Origin of the sequence: Nonomuraea longicatena, from assembly GCF_039525605.1 — a bacterium.
Classification (GTDB): domain Bacteria; phylum Actinomycetota; class Actinomycetes; order Streptosporangiales; family Streptosporangiaceae; genus Nonomuraea; species Nonomuraea longicatena.
The window spans coordinates 219,424-235,233 of the sequence record NZ_BAAAHQ010000002.1 but is presented as its reverse complement, the minus strand read 5'-3'; the positions used below and the strand labels follow the sequence as shown (position 1 = coordinate 235,233).

Here is a 15,810-nt window from a genome sequence, read left to right as displayed (position 1 = left end):
CCTACGCTACCGTAGGTTTCATGACGGCCATCACCGCGAAGCCCAGGCTACGAGGCTGGTTGCACACCGGAGCGCTGCCCGTGACCCTGGTCGCCGGGTTCGTGCTCGTGGCGCTCGGCCCCACCCTCCAGGCCAGGCTCGCCTCCGCGATCTACGCGATCACCTCGGGCCTGCTCTTCGGCATCTCCGCCACCTACCACCGGGGCACTCTCGGCCCCCGGCTGGCCGAGATGCTGCGGCGCTTCGACCACGCCAACATCTATCTGATCATCGCGGGCACCTACACGCCGTTCGCGCTGCTCGCCCTCGACGGCGCGGCCCGGATCGCGGTGCTGACGGTCACCTGGGGCGGCGCCCTGTCCGGGGTGATGTTCCGGGTGTGCTGGATGAACGCCCCGCGCTGGCTCTACACCGTCCTCTACCTGGCGCTGGGCTGGACGGCGATCTTCGTGATGCCGCAGTTGCTGGCGGGCGCGGGGGTGGCCGCCGTGGTGCTCGTCGCGGTCGGCGGCGTCTTCTACAGCGCCGGAGCCGTCGTGTACGGCCTGCGCCGCCCCGACCCGTCGCCGCGCTGGTTCGGTTTCCACGAGGTTTTCCACGCCTTCACCCTTGCCGCCTACCTGGTGCAGTACATCGCGGTCTCGATCGTGGTCTACTCGCATGTGTGAACCTCGGCTCTGAGAAGTACGTCTCGGTCACCACCTTCCGCAAGGACGCCACTCCGGTGGCCACCCCGGTGTGGTGCGCGCAGGACGACGACGCGCTGGTCTTCTGGACGGTCACCGACTCGGGCAAGGTCAAACGCATCCGCCGCGACCCGTCGGTGAGCGTCGCGCCGTGCGACGTGCGGGGCAGGGTGACGGGCGAGCCGGTCGCGGGGCGGGCGGAGATCCTGTCGGCGGCGGAGACCGAGCGGGTGCGCGGCCTGCTGCGGCGGAAGTACGGGCTGATCGGCCGGATCACCCTGCTGGGCAGCCGGATCAGGCGGGGACCTTCAGGTACGGTCGCCGTCCGGGTAACCGAGATTTGACCTGACCCTGGTCTGATTTCGGGATCTTTCTGGATATGGGCCACTTATGGAGCAAATCGCGCGTACGTGGTGGCTCATCCTGATCCGGGGTATCTGTGCCATCATCTTCGGCATCCTGGCCCTGGTGTGGCCCGGGATCACCGTATTCGTGCTGGTGATCATCTTCGGCGCCTACGCGATCGTGAGCGGAATCTTCTCGCTCTGGGCCGGGTTCGGGCACAATGTCGACTCTCGGGCCTGGCTCATCATCGCCGGAATCATCGGGATCCTCGCCGGTATCGTGGCCTTCGTCTGGCCGGGCATCACCGCGCTGGCCCTGCTGTACGTGATCGCCTTCTGGGCCATCCTCAGCGGTATCGCCGAGATCGTGGCCGGGATCAAGCTGCGGCAGAGCATCGACAACGAGTGGATGCTGATCGTCGGCGGCATCCTGTCGGTGATCTTCGGTGTAATCCTCTTCGTCTGGCCCGGCAGCGGCATGCTGGCCCTCACCTGGCTGCTCGGCATCTTCGCCATCGTCTACGGCATCGCCATGGTGATCCTCTCCTTCAAGGTGAAGAACCTGGCGTCCTGAAACTCGTACACCGCAAGATTTGCGGGTATTTACGGGATAAATAGGGAAGGTATGGCGTGTCAGGCCCTAGGAGGAGGACGACATGGACGTACTTGACCGCCTCTCCCGCCACCTTCTCGTCGATGGCTACCGGCTCGTGCTCGACCTCGAACGCAGCCAGGGGTCCTGGCTCGTGGACGCCCGTACCGGCCGGAGGTACCTCGACTTCTACACCTTCTTCGCCTCCGCCCCCCTCGGGGTGAACCCCCCGTTCGACCCCGCGCTCGCCCGGCTCCTCGGCGAGGTCGCCCGCAACAAGCCGGCCAACCCCGACATGTACACCGAGCACCTGGCCGACTTCGTCGACACCTTCGCCCGCGTGCTCGGCGACCCCGCGCTGCCGCACCTGTTCTTCGTCGAGGGCGGCGCCCTCGCCGTCGAGAACGCGCTCAAGACCGCCTTCGACTGGAAGAGCCGCCGCAACGAGGCCGCCGGACGCTCCCGCGACCTCGGCACCCGGGTCCTGCACCTGACGCGGGCCTTCCACGGCCGTTCGGGGTACACGCTCAGCCTCACCAACACCGACCCGACCAAGACCGACCGGTTCCCGCGCTTCGACTGGCCGCGCATCGACGTACCCGCCGTCCACCACGGCGACGTCGAGGCCGCGGAGGAGCGTGCGCTCGCCCAGGCCCGCGCCGCCTTCGAACGCCACCCGCACGACATCGCCTGCTTCATCGCCGAACCCATCCAGGGGGAGGGCGGCGACAACCACATGCGGCCGGAGTTCCTGCGGGCGATGCAGCGGCTGTGCCTCGAACACGACGCGCTGTTCGTCCTGGACGAGGTGCAGACCGGCGCGGGCACCACCGGCACCGCCTGGGCCTACCAGCAACTCGGGCTCGAACCCGACATCGTGGCCTTCGCGAAGAAGGTGCAGGTCGGCGGGATCATGGCGGGCCGCCGTGTGGACGAGGTGCCGGACAACGTGTTCCGGGTCAGCAGCCGGATCAACTCGACGTGGGGCGGCGGGCTGGTGGACATGGTGCGCTCACGCGGCCTGCTGGAGATCATCGAGCGGGACGGGCTGATCGAGCGGGCCGCCGAACTCGGCACGTGGCTGCTGGAGAACCTGCTCAAGCTGCAGGCCGAGCACCCGGAGCGGGTGTCGTCGGCACGCGGGCGCGGCCTGATGGCCGCCTTCGACCTGCGGTCGGGAGCCGAACGCGACGAGGTGGTGACCCGGCTGAGGGAGGAGGAGGGCGTCCTGGTGCTGCCGTGCGGAACCCGCAGCATCCGCCTGCGCCCGGCCCTGAACATCCCGGAGCCCGACCTGTCCGAGGGCGTCCGCGCCCTCTCCCGCGCCCTGACGTAGCGCCTTCCTCCCCTCTTCACCGGTAAAACCTCCCAAGCATCTTTTACGGCAAGCCCTCCCAAGGCCATCCGCCGTCGCCGGCGGGCGGCCTCCAGGGGCACGCTCCGCCCCGTCCGGCCCCCCGCCGTGACGACCACGCCGTACAAGGGCACGGCATCGGGCATCCACGCTCTGATCACACCGTGAGATCGGGCCCCCGAGCCCGTGCCAGCGGCGCCAGCCACGAGCACTGCATGCACGCACGCGGATACCCGGCCGACCACCGGATCGGTTGCCGCTCTCGCCACACACCACGGGCGACCACCCCGCACAACGTCGGGATCTGCTCTCCTGGACGCGGCCGGCCCGCGAGCGCGTGCAGCACCCGCCCGCGATCACCCGCCACCCCGCAGCACAGGACCTCCGCATACGCGACGGGCGCTGGCGGCGGCACCCACGGCTCCAGATCCAGCAGTGAGAACCGCCAGATCTTACGCCGGTCCACCTCTTCGTCCAAGCGCACCCGAGCCCACGAGTCGCCACGGACCAAGAGCACCACTCCATGCATGCCGACCAGGTGCGCGGCCCACCTGCTGGCCGTCGCCGCCGTGTCACCGTCCTCGACGCGCACGACCACCACCCAGTCACCCGGCTCCACGGTCCGCGCCGGACGCCCGGTCGAGCAGTTGTCCGGCCCCTGGTCACCCGTCACCGGCCAGGCACCCGTCACTGTGATCCGCCTCCAGTTCGGCCCAAACCACACGGCCGCACCCTGTGCCCGCCGAGGCGAACCCCCAGCGCCGAGCCAGACCGGCCACCACCAGCAGCCCCCGCCCACCCTCGGCCGACGTGGAGACCGGCCGCACCTCAGGGCGCCCGGCAGACCCCTGATCGTGCACGGCCACGGACACCACGGTCCGCCCGTCACGAATCCTCTGCCAGATCTCCACCGAGAACTCCCCGTGGGGACCGCCCGAGGCAGTGTGACGGACGGCATTGCCCCCCAACTCGCCCAGCACGGCCTCCGCGTCGGCGACTACGCTCGGCAGGCAGCCCACACCCGGCAGAGTGAGCCCCGCACATTGCCGAGCCAGCCGCACCGACAGATCGGTACCCGGCAGCGTGAGGGTCATCGCCAGCCCTGCCCGTCTCATCACAGCCCGACCTCCGACAGCGCCGATACCGAGGTCAACAGCCGGCATCCCGTTACCCCCTCTGTCCAGGGTGATCAACTCCGCATATCCGGAGCGTGACCGCTTCGTTGCCGTTAGTATGATGCCGGTAAGGTCAGCAGAATGGCAAGATGCCATTTGAAGGTTTCCGTTTTGCCTGTGTTTGGCGTCACGCAGGGCGCTCCGCAGGCGGAGCCGTCTTCCGAAGAGAGGTGACCGCGTTGACAACGGGAAGCAGTCCCACGGTGAGGCGCAGACGACTGGCGGGCGAGCTTCGCCGTCTCCGGAAGGAGGCAGGTCTCACCGCCGAGGCGGTGGGCGAGAGGCTGGAACTCGATCCGTCATGGGTCAGCCGCATCGAAAACGGACGACGGCGGATTCGCCCGATCGATCTGCGCGCACTCCTGGACGTCTACAACATCCACGGCAGCGCCCGCGAAGAGCTGCTCACCCTCGCCAGAGAAGCCCGACAGCGCGGATGGTGGCACACCTTCGGCGATGTGATCCCCGAGTGGTTCCAAGCCTTCGTCGGACTGGAGGCTGAAGTCTCCGAGCTGCGCAGCTACAACACCGAACTTGTGCCCGGACTGCTCCAGACACCCGACTACTACCGGGGCTACATCCGGACGGACCCGACGGCATCGAGCCCTGAAGAGATCGACCGGAAGATCGACTTTCGGCAGGCGAGGCAAGTCCGGCTCACCGACTCCAATCCACTGCAGCTGTGGGTCGTCATGAACGAGGCCGTGATTCGCCGCCCGGTCGGAGGTCGGGAGACCATGCAAGCCCAACTCCGTCACCTGGTCGAGATGTCCGAACGGCCCAACGTCACGCTTCAAGTCCTTCCATTCGAGGCGGGGCCACATCCGGCGATGGATGGCGGGTTCGTCGTCCTTGGGTTCCAGGCCCCAGATCCGGACGTGGTCTACCTGGAGAACCCCGTCGGCAGCCTCTATCTGGAGGAGCAGAAAGCGGTAGATCGGTATAACCTGGTCTTTAACCACCTACGCGCGAAGGCCCTCGATCCGGACCGGACCCGGAACCTGCTCGCGCAGGTGGCGGAGGAAGCGTGATATGCGTGGACAATGACCCAAGGGTGGATGTGGACCTCACCCTCCTTGAGTGGCGTAAGAGCCGGTTCAGCAACAACGGCGGAGACTGTGTCGAGGTTGCTTCCAATCTGCCCGGCGTTGTGGGTGTCAGGGACAGCAAGGATCCGACCGGCCCGGCTCTGATCTTCACCCCGAGCGAGTGGTCCGCGTTCCTGCGCGGCGCCAAGAGTGGCGAGTTCGACCTCTGAGCCCGTCAAAGAGCCCTCGTCACGACGAGGGCTCTTTGCATTCCGGTCGCCGACGAGCTGATTGCGTTCTGGTCGCTGACCAACCGACCACGCGACGACGAACCCCGACGGGCCGACCTGATCAGTCTGCTGATGAATGGGTAGCTCTTACTGAGCGGGTGGCACGCGATCTTCAGTAGCACCCGACGACTGAGGAGGTGCAGGATGTCGCACTACGATCTGTCCCATGCCGTTTGGCGGAAGTCTTCCATGAGCAACGGTCAGGGCGGCGCATGTGTCGAGGTTGCCCGCAACCTGCCAGACATCATCGCTGTGCGTGACAGCAAGAACCCCGGCGGCCCAGCACTGGTCTTCACTCACGCTGAGTGGGCGGCCTTCCTCGATGGCGTAAGCCACCGAGAGTTCGACTTGCCATAGCAGGCTGGCCGTCACCGGGCCAATCCACATCGATGAAGCCCGACTACCTGTGAGGTGGCCGGGCTTCGTCGCGGACGCCTCGCCCTGCAGGCGAGGGTAGACGTGACGATGTACCTCTAGGCCATAGTTCTGCGACTTCATAGGTGCGGTAGATCGGTATAGCCTGGTTCTCAATCACCTAGGCCCTTGATCCGGATCAGACCCGGAGCCTGCTCAAGCAGGTAGCGAAGGACGTGATGATCGTGAACAGTGACGGTCCAAGGGTGGATGTGGATCTCGATCGCTTTGAGTGGCGTAAGAGCCGGTTCAGCAACAACGGCGGGAACTGTGTCGAGGTTGCTTCCAACCTGCCCGGCGTTGTCGGAGTCAGGGACAGCAAGGATCCGACCGGCCCAGCACTGATCTTCACTCCAAGCGAGTGGTCCGCGTTCCTGCGCGGCGCCAAGAGTGGCGAGTTCGACCTCTGAGCCCGTCAAGGAGCCCTCGTCGCGACGGGGGCTCTTTGCCTTTATGCCGCCAAGGTGTCACGTGCGGCCATGAGGGCGAAGCCGAGCAGGTTCAGCCCCCGCCACGTCGAGGGCGAGGCCGCCCGCTCGTTGGCGGCGCCGAGGCCGATGCCCCAGATCCGGTCGCGGGGGCTGGCCTCGACGAGTACCCGGCCCCGCGAGGTGGCCAGGTAGGCGCCCAGATCCGGGTGCTGGCCGAACTTCGCCACGCTGGCGCGGACGACGATGCCGAATCGTTCGCGTTCCCACACGGCCTGGTCGAAGCCGCGCGCCTTCCTGCCGAGTTCCTTGGCATCACGCGGATGGCCGCAGGCCAGGATCTGCTCGGCCGTCTCCGCGTCGCCGAACAGCCACGCCTTGTGGGCCATCATGTAGTGCTCGGCCGAGCGGTAGAGGTGACCGTCCTCGGTGAAGTCGATCGGCCACCACTGGCTGAGGCAGCCGGGGCCGACACTGCCGTCGCGGGTGGGCTGATGGCCCCAGAAGAACAGGTACTTGAACTGCCGCCCCGCCTGCTCGGCCGCGATCGCCTCGTCCCGGGTGAGTGGAAGATCCATGGTTGGTCATGGTTTCGCATGAGCGGCCGGGCGGTCCACCGCTTTACCCCGAGCGGCGCGCTGCGAGAGACAGGCGCCGCTCCCGGGCGGCGCCCTTACGATGGGGCGTTCCTGGACAGCCACAGGCCGATCGCGGTGGGGCGGGAGTCCACGCCGAGTTTGGCGTAGATGCGATTGACGTGATTCTTCACCGTCTTCTCGCTGAGGAATAAGCGCCTGGCTATCTGGCCGTTGGACTCGCCGGTCGCGATGAGGTCCATGACCTCGGCCTCGCGCTTGCTCAAAGACGTGAACACGCCGTCGAAGGCGGTGTCGTCGACTCTCATCCGGCCTCCGAGGGCACGATGTCGGTCAGATCATCGCCAGTGGCCCCCGAGCTCCGGCGTGTTGCGGTAGACAGCGAGCATAACTCGCATTGTCTGCTTTTGGGGGCGTTGCTGGAGAAAACGCGGTGTTCGTAGGGAACGGTCCGCCCACAGGAAAGCCGAAGGGCCAGTCTCCGTGAAGACCGGCCCTTCGAGCATGGGGTGAGCGAGGGGACTTGAACCCCCGACATCCAGGACCACAACCTGGCGCTCTGCCAACTGAGCTACGCCCACCATGCGCCACGACTAGCGCGGCACAGGAAAAGTGTAGCGGTGTTCGGGACTCTTTTCGCCACTGGATTACTCGCTGACGTGTTCGGCGAGTTCCCGGGCGGTCGCCGAGTCGGGACCCGGCTGGGGCACGAACACGGCCGCACGGTAGTAGCGCAGCTCCCTGATGGACTCGGTGATGTCGGCCAGCGCCCGGTGGCCGCCCTGCTTCTCGGGCGCGGCGAAGTAGACGCGTGGGTACCAGCGGCGTACCAGCTCCTTGATCGACGAGACGTCGATCATGCGGTAGTGCAGGTGCGCGTCCACAGTGGGCATGTCGCGGGCGATGAAGGTGCGGTCGGTGCCGATGGAGTTGCCGCACAGCGGCGCCCGCTTCGCGTCGGGCACGTGCCGCCGGATGTAGTCGAGCACCAGCGACTCGGCCTCGGCCAGCGTCACCCCCTCGGCCAGCAGCGGCAGCAGGCCGGAGGCCGTGTGCATCTCGCGCACCACCTCCGACATCTGCGCCAGCGACTCGGGCGGCGGCTTGATGACCACGTCGACGCCCTCGTCGAGCTGGTTCAGCTCGCTGTCGGTGACCACGCACGCCACCTCGACGAGCGCGTCGCGCCCGAGGTCCAGCCCTGTCATCTCGCAGTCGATCCAGACCAGCACGTCACTCATGGGCTCAGCCTAGTGCCCCTGCTCAGGCGGGCTTGAGGGAGCTGAGAACCTTGCCCAGCACATCGGTGCCCAGATTGTCCGGTACGGAGGCGTACACGAGGGTCGGACGCTCGCCCTGAGCGCGCTCCATCAGTACGACGGCGCCGCTCTCCTTCTTCCACTTGTAGCCCTTCTCGTCGGAGATCCTGGTGAAGTCCAGCTCGAACTGCACGAGCCAGCCCTTCTTGTCGCCGATCGTGATGGCCTTGTTCTCGACGATCTTGCGGGTGTGCTCCAGCTTGTAGTACTCGCCGAAGGCCGCGACGACGGCGGTGGCCGTGGGGGCGAGGCTCTGGCCGCTCTCGTACGGGAAGAGCTGGTTGAGCTCGCCCGCGTAGATGTTGCCGATCCAGTTGTTGTCGGTCTTGCCGTTGTAGGCGGCGTGGGAGACGCGTTCGACCGCGCTCGACCACAGCTGCCTGGTGACCTCGTTGTTGCCGTTGAGAGCCTTGTACTCCGGCACCTGCCAGCCCTCGGGGACGGCGAACGAGACGCCCGCCCGGGTGTCGGTGATCACACCGTCGGACGGCTGGGGCAGCGTGGTGGGCGGCGGGGCCTGGGTGGGTGGGGCGCTGGACGGCGGGTCCGGGACGGTCTCCGAGGTCGGCGGCGGGGAGACCCGGGCGAGCGGTTCCGGGTCCGAGTCGGAGTTGACGACCACGACCGCGGCGATCACGATCAGCACCACGACCACGAGCGCGCCGACCCCGCCGATGATCCACGGCGTCGCACTGCCGCCCGACTTGCGCGGCCGGCCATAGCCACCGGGACCGGGCACCTGCCCGTAGGGCCCCGGTTGCCCATGCTGACCCGATTGCCCGTAAGGGCCTGATTGCCCATGCTGACCCGATTGCCCGTAGGGCCCTGGCTGTCCGTACTGGCCCGGCTGTCCGTATGCCCCCGGCTGGCTGCTGGGCCCGGGTTGACCGTACTGGCCCGGCTGTCCGTAGGGCCCTGGTTGGCTGCCGGGCTCTGGCTGTCCGTACTGGCCCTGTTGTCCGTATGCGCCCGGCTGGCCATACTGCTGGCCATACGGTTGCTGTCCGTAGGGCTGCTGGCCGTACGGGCTCTGAGGGGTGTTGTACGGCGGCGCCTGGCCGGGCCCGCCGGGGTTCGCGAACGGCGACTCGGCGGGATGCGAGCCGATGACCTCCGGCGGAGCGAACTGCGGCCCCGACGACTGCGGACCCGAACCCTGTGGACCCGAAGGCTGGGGGCCCGAACCCTGGAGACCCGGATCCTGGGAGCCTGAGGTCTGCGAGCCTGCGGGGTCCGGGCCCGAAGGCGGTGCGCCCGGCGGGTGCGAGCCGGAGAACTGCGGGCCCGAGGTCTCCTGGGTGGGCGCCTCCGGTCCGCCGAACTGGTCCTGGCCCTGCACCGGCAGACCGTACTGCATCGTGGGGTTGGCCGGGTGCGCGGTCCAGTCGGGAGCCTCATGGGCGGGGAGGACGGCGGTGGGCCCGAGGGTGGGCCCGGCGGTGGGCACAGGGCGGTCCTGCGCCGGTCCTTGGGGCTGCTCCTGCGCGTGGGTCGCGTCTGTCCACTGGGTGCCGTCCCACCAGCGCAGTTGGGGCGATCCGTAGGGGTCCGGGTACCAGCCCGCGGGGGTCTGCGTGGTCATGCTGCCAGAGTAGTAAGAACTGCTATGAGATGCATTGTCAGCACTGGTAGGTGAAGTCGGCCCGTTTCTCCAACCGGTCTGGGGAGACGATGGTGAGAGTCGCCGTGAGCTTCACCGTGCTCTTGCCCGCGACACTCCATCGCAGCGGCAGCGTGTACTCCGTCGTACCCGCCGTCACCTGCTGCGTCCTGCGTGTTCGCGTCGCCCTGTCGCTCTGGGACCACTCGTAGACGATCTCCCCGGGAGCGCCGTTCGTGGTCACCCGGCCGGTGACGATCACCGCTGAGTCGCAGCCGACGGTCGTCTCCGACGTACGGACCTCCAGGGTGGTGACCGTGAGCGGCACCGAGCCCCCCGATCGCGCCCACGCGAACACCACCCCCGCGACGACCACGGCGACCACCAGAGCGACGACCGACACCGGACGCGCCCGGTTCCGGCCTGATCCGCGACCGGAACCCTGTCGGCGTCCGGAACCCGGCCCGCGACCGCGTGTCGGTGCGGCCGTCGTCGCATCCGTCGGCCCGGTGGCCACCCCTGGGCCGAAGCGCTGCGGCGGTGCCGTCGGCACCCGCCGCACTGTGACGATCTCACCCTCGTCGCGGTCGGCACCGGACGCAGGGACGGTGGGCCGGGTGCCGGGGTTCTCCGTCGGCCGGCCGGCGGCCGGGTGGCGGGATTCCACGGCGGCTCGATGGCGGGCTTCCATGGCCAGCCGGTCGAGGCTGATCCGTCCGGCCGGTAACCGGTCGTGGTCGCCGAGCAGGGTGGCACGTGCGGTGGCCAGGCCGTGCCGTACGGCGGCTGCGGCGGCTCTTTCGAACATCTCGGCCACGTGCGGCGGAGCGCTCGCCGCCAGTTCTCCGGCCAGCCGTGCCCAGGCGGCCACGTCCTGGCCGGGCGCGGAGACCACGCCGTGCACGGCGTCGGCGAGACCACGTTCGAGGAGGTGCACCGAGCCGTCCTCGGCGACCACGACCGTGGCGGCACTCAGCGAACCGTGCGTCACCCCCGCGCCGTACGCCCGATCAGACGCCCCCCGAGCGGCGTGCGGCGGCTCGGACGGCGTCGGGGCGGTCTGAGGCGCTTGTGGGGACTCGGCGGTGTGGAGTGTCATCAGGATCCGGGCGGTCTCCACGAGGACGGCCGCCGCCCCCGCAGCGTCTACGACGCCTGCCGTCAGCAGTTCCGACAGCACCGGGCTCACCGGCCGGTCGGTCAGCAGCCACACCTCGTCGCCGACCGCCGCCAGATCGGCCGGTGGCACCAGGCCCGCGACGCCGCTCGCCGCCAGCTGCCGGTCGGTGACCACGGCGGCGATCAGCCGTTCGCGCACGCCGGGCAGCCCGACGACGTGCGGGTCGAACCGCAGCACCCCCGCCCGCCGTCCATCGGGCGTGATCGCACCGCTCCAGGAACCGAGCTCGGCGATCCGCGTGCGCCCCGTCAGCCGGTATCCGGCGATATCCCCGTGTCCGTCGCCCATGGCCGCACCTGCCCGTTCATCCGGCTCCTCCCGCCAGTGTGACCGCGAGCGCGCCGGACGTCACCAGCCACTTGCGGACACCTCACCGCCGCCGCCCCGGCCGGCACCGGCCGACCCCTGAACGGCCGGTCGCGGGGGTGGCCGTTTGCCCAGGCCGTCCCAGGAGTGGCCGGTCGCCGGGACGGCCGGTTGCCCGGGGTGGGTCAGCCGGTCGCGGGGATGTCTCCGGGGCCGGTCGGCGCGGGGCCGGTCGGCGGGAGCGTCGTGGCCGGAGGCGGCGGAGTCTCCCCGAGGCCGTGGCTGCCGGTGAGCTCCGGGTACGGCGTCTCGGAAGGGGTCGGCGTCGGCGCGGGGGTGGTCCTCGTCGGCGTTCGCGACGGCGTCCGTGTCGGCGTGGGTGTGGGTGTGGGGGTCTTCGTCTTCGACGGGGACGGTTTCACACTCGGCGCCACGGTGCGCACGGGAGGTGTGGGCGTCGGCGTCGGCCTGGGGGTCTTCGAGCGTTTCGCGGTGGTGGGGGTCTCCGACGGCTCCTCGGCGGGCTCGTCCGTGACGGGCACTTCCAGCGGCGGGGGCGTGGGAGTCGACTGCACGCTCTGCGTCCGCAACGCGGGCGTGTCGTCGGAGCCGTTCACCACCAGGACGGCGGCACCGGCCACCACCCCCAGGAAGACCACGCCGATCACGACCTTGGCCCCCATCGCCACCGGACGCCTGCCCCGCCGCTTCCGGCCCCCACGGTCGGGGGGCGTCTCCGAGAGGACGATGTCCGCCTCGTTCACCGGCTCCGGGAAGAACAGCAGCAGCATCGAGGCCATCCTGGCCAGGGTCCGGCGCCCGCGTTCCTCCCAGTCGGGGCCGTACGACGCGGCGGCGACCGCCTCCAGCATCGAAAGCAGCGCCTCGGCCGACGGCGGGCGCTCGCCCGGCTGCTTGGCCAGCCCCCGTTCGACGAGTCCCCGCAGTTGCTCCGGTACGTCGTCGACCGGCGGCGCCGCGGTGCGGTGCTGGTGGGCGAGCGCGGCCGGACTGGAGGCCCGGTAGGGCCGGTTGCCGGTCAGGCACTCGTAGAAGACGACCGTGGCGGCGTACACGTCGGCCGTGGGCGCCAGCGCGGAGCCCGCCCACTGCTCCGGCGCCATGTACGCCGGGCTGCCCGCGACCGCCGTACCCTCACCCGCTCGTACGGCGATGCCGAAGTCCAGCAGCTTGCAGCTGCCGTCCACCTGGATCATCACGTTCTCGGGCTTGAAGTCCCTGTGCACGACGCCGAGTGCGTGGGCGGCGGCCAGCCCGTGCAGCGAGCCCTTCAGCACCGACAACGCCGCCTCCGGGCCGGTGGGCCCCTCCGCGCCGAGCAGTTCGCGCAGGGGGACGCCGTTCACCAGCTCCATGATGATCGCCGAGCCCTCGCGGGTCTCCAGGTAGTCGATCAGCCGGGCATTGTGCGGGCCGCGCATGGTGGACAGCAGCCTGGCCTCGTGCCGGAACCTGGCGACGAAGCCGACGTCGGCCCTCAGTTCCTCGGACAGGTATTTGATCGCGACCCTGGCCTCGTCGTGGGCGCTGGCTGCGAGGACGACCCGGCCGGTCGCGCCGTTGCCGAGTTCGCGGATCTCCGTGTAACCGGGAACCCCCCACCGCCCCTGCATCACGCCTCTTCCCTATGAGTGGTCCGGGCCCCGCCGACAGCAGACGATCGGCAGTTTAACTGCATCAACACCTGTAGAGCCCGCTTAATCACGATTTAGCATGATTGCTTGGCCTGAAGGGTCGAACTCCGCGCAGATCACGCGGGCGGCTCGACCGTCTGTCACGGAGACGAAGGCGGCGGGCCGTCACGGGAGGTGATGGCTTCGAGGGTGCCGAGGGCGTCGTCGAGGGACGGGAGTTCGAGCGAGGGCGTACGTTGCGAAGGGCTGGGGGTGTCCACCGGGCACGGCGGTGTGGTGCCCGTGGCGGTGGCGACCCGGCCGCCCGCCTCGGCCCTGACCGACCACGGGCTGCCGCACGGGACGTCCCCCGTCGCGAAGCCGACCGAGCGGGTGTACGACGTGGCACCGGACAGGTCCAGCGTCTGGGCACCCACCGGGCGCCCGTCGACGGTGAGGGTGACGGTGAGCTGTACCGGCTGGTCGTTCACGGTCGACACGGCGACCGTGGCGCCCCCCTGCCCCCGGGTCAGGTAGGCGCGCTGGACGTCCACCTGGTGGACACCCGCCGGGCAGTCCATCGTGGTGTGCGCCCGCGCCTCGCGGCCGCCTGCGGCGACCACGGCGGTCACGGTCGCGCCGCACGGGCGTGCCCGGAAGGTGTAGGAGTACGAGCCTTCGTACACGGTCCGCCCGGAGAGGGATGATTCCCGCGTGGCGACGACGTCGCCGTTCACGAGCCACTGGACGCGCACCGGGATCGCCTCCGTCCCCGTCGCCTCCATCCGCACCCTCGCCTGTACGGCGGTGCCCGGCTGTCTGGCCGAGGACACCGCGACACGCAGACCGGTCACCTCGGTCGGACACGCGGCCCCGACCGCACTGGAGGACAGCGGGCCGGTCGGGGACGGGGGCGAGGTCGTCACCGTGAGCGTCACACGCCGGCCGCAGGGACGTTCGGCGAGGGTGTGGCGGAGGGTCCGTTCGTAGGAGGTCGCGCCGCTGAGCCGTACCGTCGTGGTCCTCACGACCGCTCCCGCGACCGTGAACCTGGCCGTCACCTTGACGGTGCCGCCGCCTGTGGTCCGTACGGTGGCCGCCGCGGCCGCATCCCGCCCGTCGACGTCCAGCTTGCCGAGCGACAGCCCCGCCACCTCCGTCGGGGGAGCCGGGGTCGCGGTGGTCGGCACCCCGGACGGCACAACCGCGGGCGGCGCCCCTGTGGGGGGCGGTGTCGTGGGATTCAGGGGAGTCGGCAGGGGCACGGCAGGGGAGGGCGAGTTCCGCGCCGGAGGATTGGCCCGTGCCTTGGCCGAGGCTTCGGGCGGCACGGGCCCACCGCTCGCACGCGAGCTACCGGGCGGCGGGGTGCCGAGTGAGGGCGGGTCGGGCGGGGTGCCCAACTGCCCTGGCGGCGGCTGTCCGTTCGACGGCTGGGCGGCGACGACGTCGATCGGCAGCGGCCGGGTCTCTCGACCGGCCAGCAGGAGCACCACCACGGAAACCATGGCGGCGACACCGGCACCGACGGCCATACGGGCGGCATTGCTCCTTGTGGCCCGCCGTACGAACCCCTTCCGCGCCGCCCGCCGCGCGGCCTTCACGGTGGTGTGGGAGCCGAGCCGAGCAGTGGCAGGGGAGCCGAACCGGGCGGCGGCCTCCGCGCCGGGGCGAGCCGTGGCGTCGGCGCTGAGCCGGGTGGTGTCCTCCGAGTCGGGATGAGCAGTGGCATCGGAGCCGGGAGGGGCGGTGTCGGGGTTGAGGCGGGCAGTGGCGCCGGGAACGGCCTCCGCCTGTGGGGCGCCGAGGTCCGCACCGGCCGGGTCGGAGTGCGCGGAGGCCGCGCCGGGCTCGGGTAAGGCGCGGGCGGTGTCCGGGGTCGCCGACGACGGGTGGAGGCCGACGTCGGGCTGGGTGGGAAAGGTGCTCTCCGCGAAGGTCGTCCCGACCTCCGGCGCTCCCGGCGGCGGCGCCGGGAACAACGCCCCCAGCACGCTCAGCAGCCCGACCAGCCGCCTGTGCCCCCGCTCCTCCCAGTCCTCGCCGTACCCGGCGACGGCCACCCGCTCCAACTCCCGCACGAACTCCGCCGCACTCGGCGGACGCAGCGACGGATGCTTGGCCATCCCCCGCTCGACCAGCCCGCGCACGGCCGGCGGCGCGTCCGCGACCGGGACGGGCGCGTGCAGATGCTGGTAGCCGAGCACACTCGGCTCGGTCGAACGGTACGGCCGGTGCCCGGTCAGGCACTCGAAGAACACCGCCGTGGCCGCGTACACGTCGGTCGCGGCAGAGGCGGTTCCGCCCGCCCACAGCTCGGGCGCCATGTACGGCGGCGTCCCCTCGGGCCGCGCCGCCGTACCCTGCCGGACGGCGATGCCGAAGTCGATCAGCTTGCTGACCCCGTCCTCGCGCACGACGACGTTCTCCGGCTTGTAGTCGCGGTGCACCAGCCCGATCTCGTGCGCCCGCGCCAGCCCGAGCAGCGACCCCTTGAGCAGGGCCAGCGCCGCCTCGGCCCCGGTGGTGCCGTTCTCGCGCAGCAGCCTGCGCAGCGACACCCCGTTGACCAGTTCCATGACGATGGCGGCGCCGCCGGGTTCCTGGACGTACTCCCACATGGTGGCGATGTGCTGGTCGCGCAGCGTCGTGAGCAGCCGCGCCTCGGACTGGAACCTGGCCACGGCCGAGGCGTCGCGCAGCAGCCGCTCGGACAGGTACTTGACCGCCACCTTGGTGCCGGTCGCCTCGTGCAGCGCGAGCACGACGCGCCCACTGCCGCCGGTGGCGAGCTGCCGGATCTCGGTGTATCCGGGTGCACTCCATTCCATTGCCAACTCCCGTCAGGAGGCGGCCCACCGGAT

Annotated in this window: 17 protein-coding genes and 1 tRNA gene; 8 read left to right on the top strand and 10 right to left on the bottom strand. The window is 70.0% G+C overall.

Features of this window, described 5'->3' with window-relative positions:
• Positions 1-20: 20 nt before the first annotated feature.
• The 4 genes from trhA to lat all read left to right on the top strand — a co-directional run bounded on the left by trhA (position 21) and on the right by lat (position 2,958).
• On the top strand, positions 21-668 hold the full coding sequence (gene trhA / locus ABD120_RS04870) for a PAQR family membrane homeostasis protein TrhA (protein ID WP_343948462.1): 648 nt from the start codon (positions 21-23) through the stop codon (positions 666-668).
• Positions 665-1,030: a PPOX class F420-dependent oxidoreductase gene (locus ABD120_RS04865; protein WP_343948461.1), complete on the top strand. Its 366-nt coding sequence runs from the start codon at positions 665-667 to the stop codon at positions 1,028-1,030. Before trhA ends, ABD120_RS04865 begins: the two co-directional genes overlap by 4 nt.
• A 46-nt stretch (positions 1,031-1,076) precedes the next feature.
• The gene (locus ABD120_RS04860; RefSeq protein ID WP_343948460.1) at positions 1,077-1,604 is read left to right on the top strand and encodes an HdeD family acid-resistance protein; all 528 of its coding nucleotides are present in this window, start codon (positions 1,077-1,079) and stop codon (positions 1,602-1,604) included.
• 82 nt (positions 1,605-1,686) lie between these two features.
• Positions 1,687-2,958 (top strand): L-lysine 6-transaminase, encoded by a 1,272-nt coding sequence (lat, locus tag ABD120_RS04855; protein WP_343948459.1) that lies wholly within the window; start codon positions 1,687-1,689, stop codon positions 2,956-2,958.
• A 175-nt stretch (positions 2,959-3,133) separates the two neighbouring features.
• Here the strand turns inward: lat and ABD120_RS04850 are convergent, their stop codons facing one another.
• Together ABD120_RS04850 and ABD120_RS04845 are read right to left on the bottom strand one after the other, a co-directional pair.
• Positions 3,134-3,649 carry a DUF3891 family protein gene (locus ABD120_RS04850; protein WP_343948458.1) on the bottom strand — a complete coding sequence of 172 codons (516 nt, stop codon included), beginning with the start codon at positions 3,647-3,649 and terminating at the stop codon, positions 3,134-3,136.
• Positions 3,639-4,091, bottom strand: coding sequence for an ATP-binding protein (locus ABD120_RS04845; RefSeq protein ID WP_343948522.1), 453 nt, complete (start codon positions 4,089-4,091; stop codon positions 3,639-3,641). Before ABD120_RS04845 ends, ABD120_RS04850 begins: the two co-directional genes overlap by 11 nt.
• A 263-nt stretch (positions 4,092-4,354) precedes the next feature.
• On the opposite strand from ABD120_RS04845, the gene ABD120_RS04840 reads away from it, so the two are divergent.
• The 4 genes from ABD120_RS04840 (at position 4,355) to ABD120_RS04825 (ending at position 6,293) form a co-directional block, all read left to right on the top strand.
• On the top strand, positions 4,355-5,182 hold the full coding sequence (locus ABD120_RS04840) for a helix-turn-helix domain-containing protein (protein ID WP_343948457.1): 828 nt from the start codon (positions 4,355-4,357) through the stop codon (positions 5,180-5,182).
• Positions 5,183-5,205: 23 nt separating this feature from the next.
• Positions 5,206-5,409 (top strand): DUF397 domain-containing protein, encoded by a 204-nt coding sequence (locus tag ABD120_RS04835; RefSeq protein ID WP_343948456.1) that lies wholly within the window; start codon positions 5,206-5,208, stop codon positions 5,407-5,409.
• A 204-nt stretch (positions 5,410-5,613) separates the two neighbouring features.
• Positions 5,614-5,826 (top strand): DUF397 domain-containing protein, encoded by a 213-nt coding sequence (locus tag ABD120_RS04830; protein WP_343948455.1) that lies wholly within the window; start codon positions 5,614-5,616, stop codon positions 5,824-5,826.
• A gap of 236 nt (positions 5,827-6,062) precedes the next feature.
• A complete protein-coding gene (locus ABD120_RS04825; RefSeq protein WP_343948521.1) occupies positions 6,063-6,293 on the top strand; it encodes a DUF397 domain-containing protein in 231 nt (76 codons plus the stop codon).
• Between the two features lie 41 nt (positions 6,294-6,334).
• Here the strand turns inward: ABD120_RS04825 and ybiA are convergent, their stop codons facing one another.
• From ybiA to ABD120_RS04785, 8 genes are all read right to left on the bottom strand, one after another.
• A complete protein-coding gene (ybiA, locus tag ABD120_RS04820) occupies positions 6,335-6,889 on the bottom strand; it encodes a riboflavin biosynthesis intermediates N-glycosidase (protein WP_343948454.1) in 555 nt (184 codons plus the stop codon).
• A gap of 95 nt (positions 6,890-6,984) precedes the next feature.
• Positions 6,985-7,215, bottom strand: a complete 231-nt coding sequence (locus ABD120_RS04815) for a helix-turn-helix domain-containing protein (RefSeq protein WP_343948453.1) — start codon at positions 7,213-7,215, stop codon at positions 6,985-6,987.
• A 197-nt stretch (positions 7,216-7,412) separates the two neighbouring features.
• A tRNA-His gene (locus ABD120_RS04810) sits at positions 7,413-7,488 on the bottom strand.
• Between the two features lie 66 nt (positions 7,489-7,554).
• On the bottom strand, positions 7,555-8,148 hold the full coding sequence (gene orn, locus ABD120_RS04805; protein ID WP_343948452.1) for an oligoribonuclease: 594 nt from the start codon (positions 8,146-8,148) through the stop codon (positions 7,555-7,557).
• A 22-nt stretch (positions 8,149-8,170) separates the two neighbouring features.
• Complete coding sequence (locus ABD120_RS04800; protein ID WP_343948451.1) at positions 8,171-9,808, bottom strand: DUF2510 domain-containing protein; 1,638 nt, start codon at positions 9,806-9,808, stop codon at positions 8,171-8,173.
• Positions 9,809-9,845: 37 nt separating this feature from the next.
• The gene (locus ABD120_RS04795; RefSeq protein WP_343948450.1) at positions 9,846-11,294 is read right to left on the bottom strand and encodes a hypothetical protein; all 1,449 of its coding nucleotides are present in this window, start codon (positions 11,292-11,294) and stop codon (positions 9,846-9,848) included.
• 203 nt (positions 11,295-11,497) lie between these two features.
• Complete coding sequence (locus ABD120_RS04790) at positions 11,498-12,946, bottom strand: serine/threonine-protein kinase (RefSeq protein ID WP_343948449.1); 1,449 nt, start codon at positions 12,944-12,946, stop codon at positions 11,498-11,500.
• 161 nt (positions 12,947-13,107) lie between these two features.
• Complete coding sequence (locus ABD120_RS04785; protein ID WP_343948448.1) at positions 13,108-15,777, bottom strand: serine/threonine-protein kinase; 2,670 nt, start codon at positions 15,775-15,777, stop codon at positions 13,108-13,110.
• Positions 15,778-15,810: the final 33 nt, after the last annotated feature.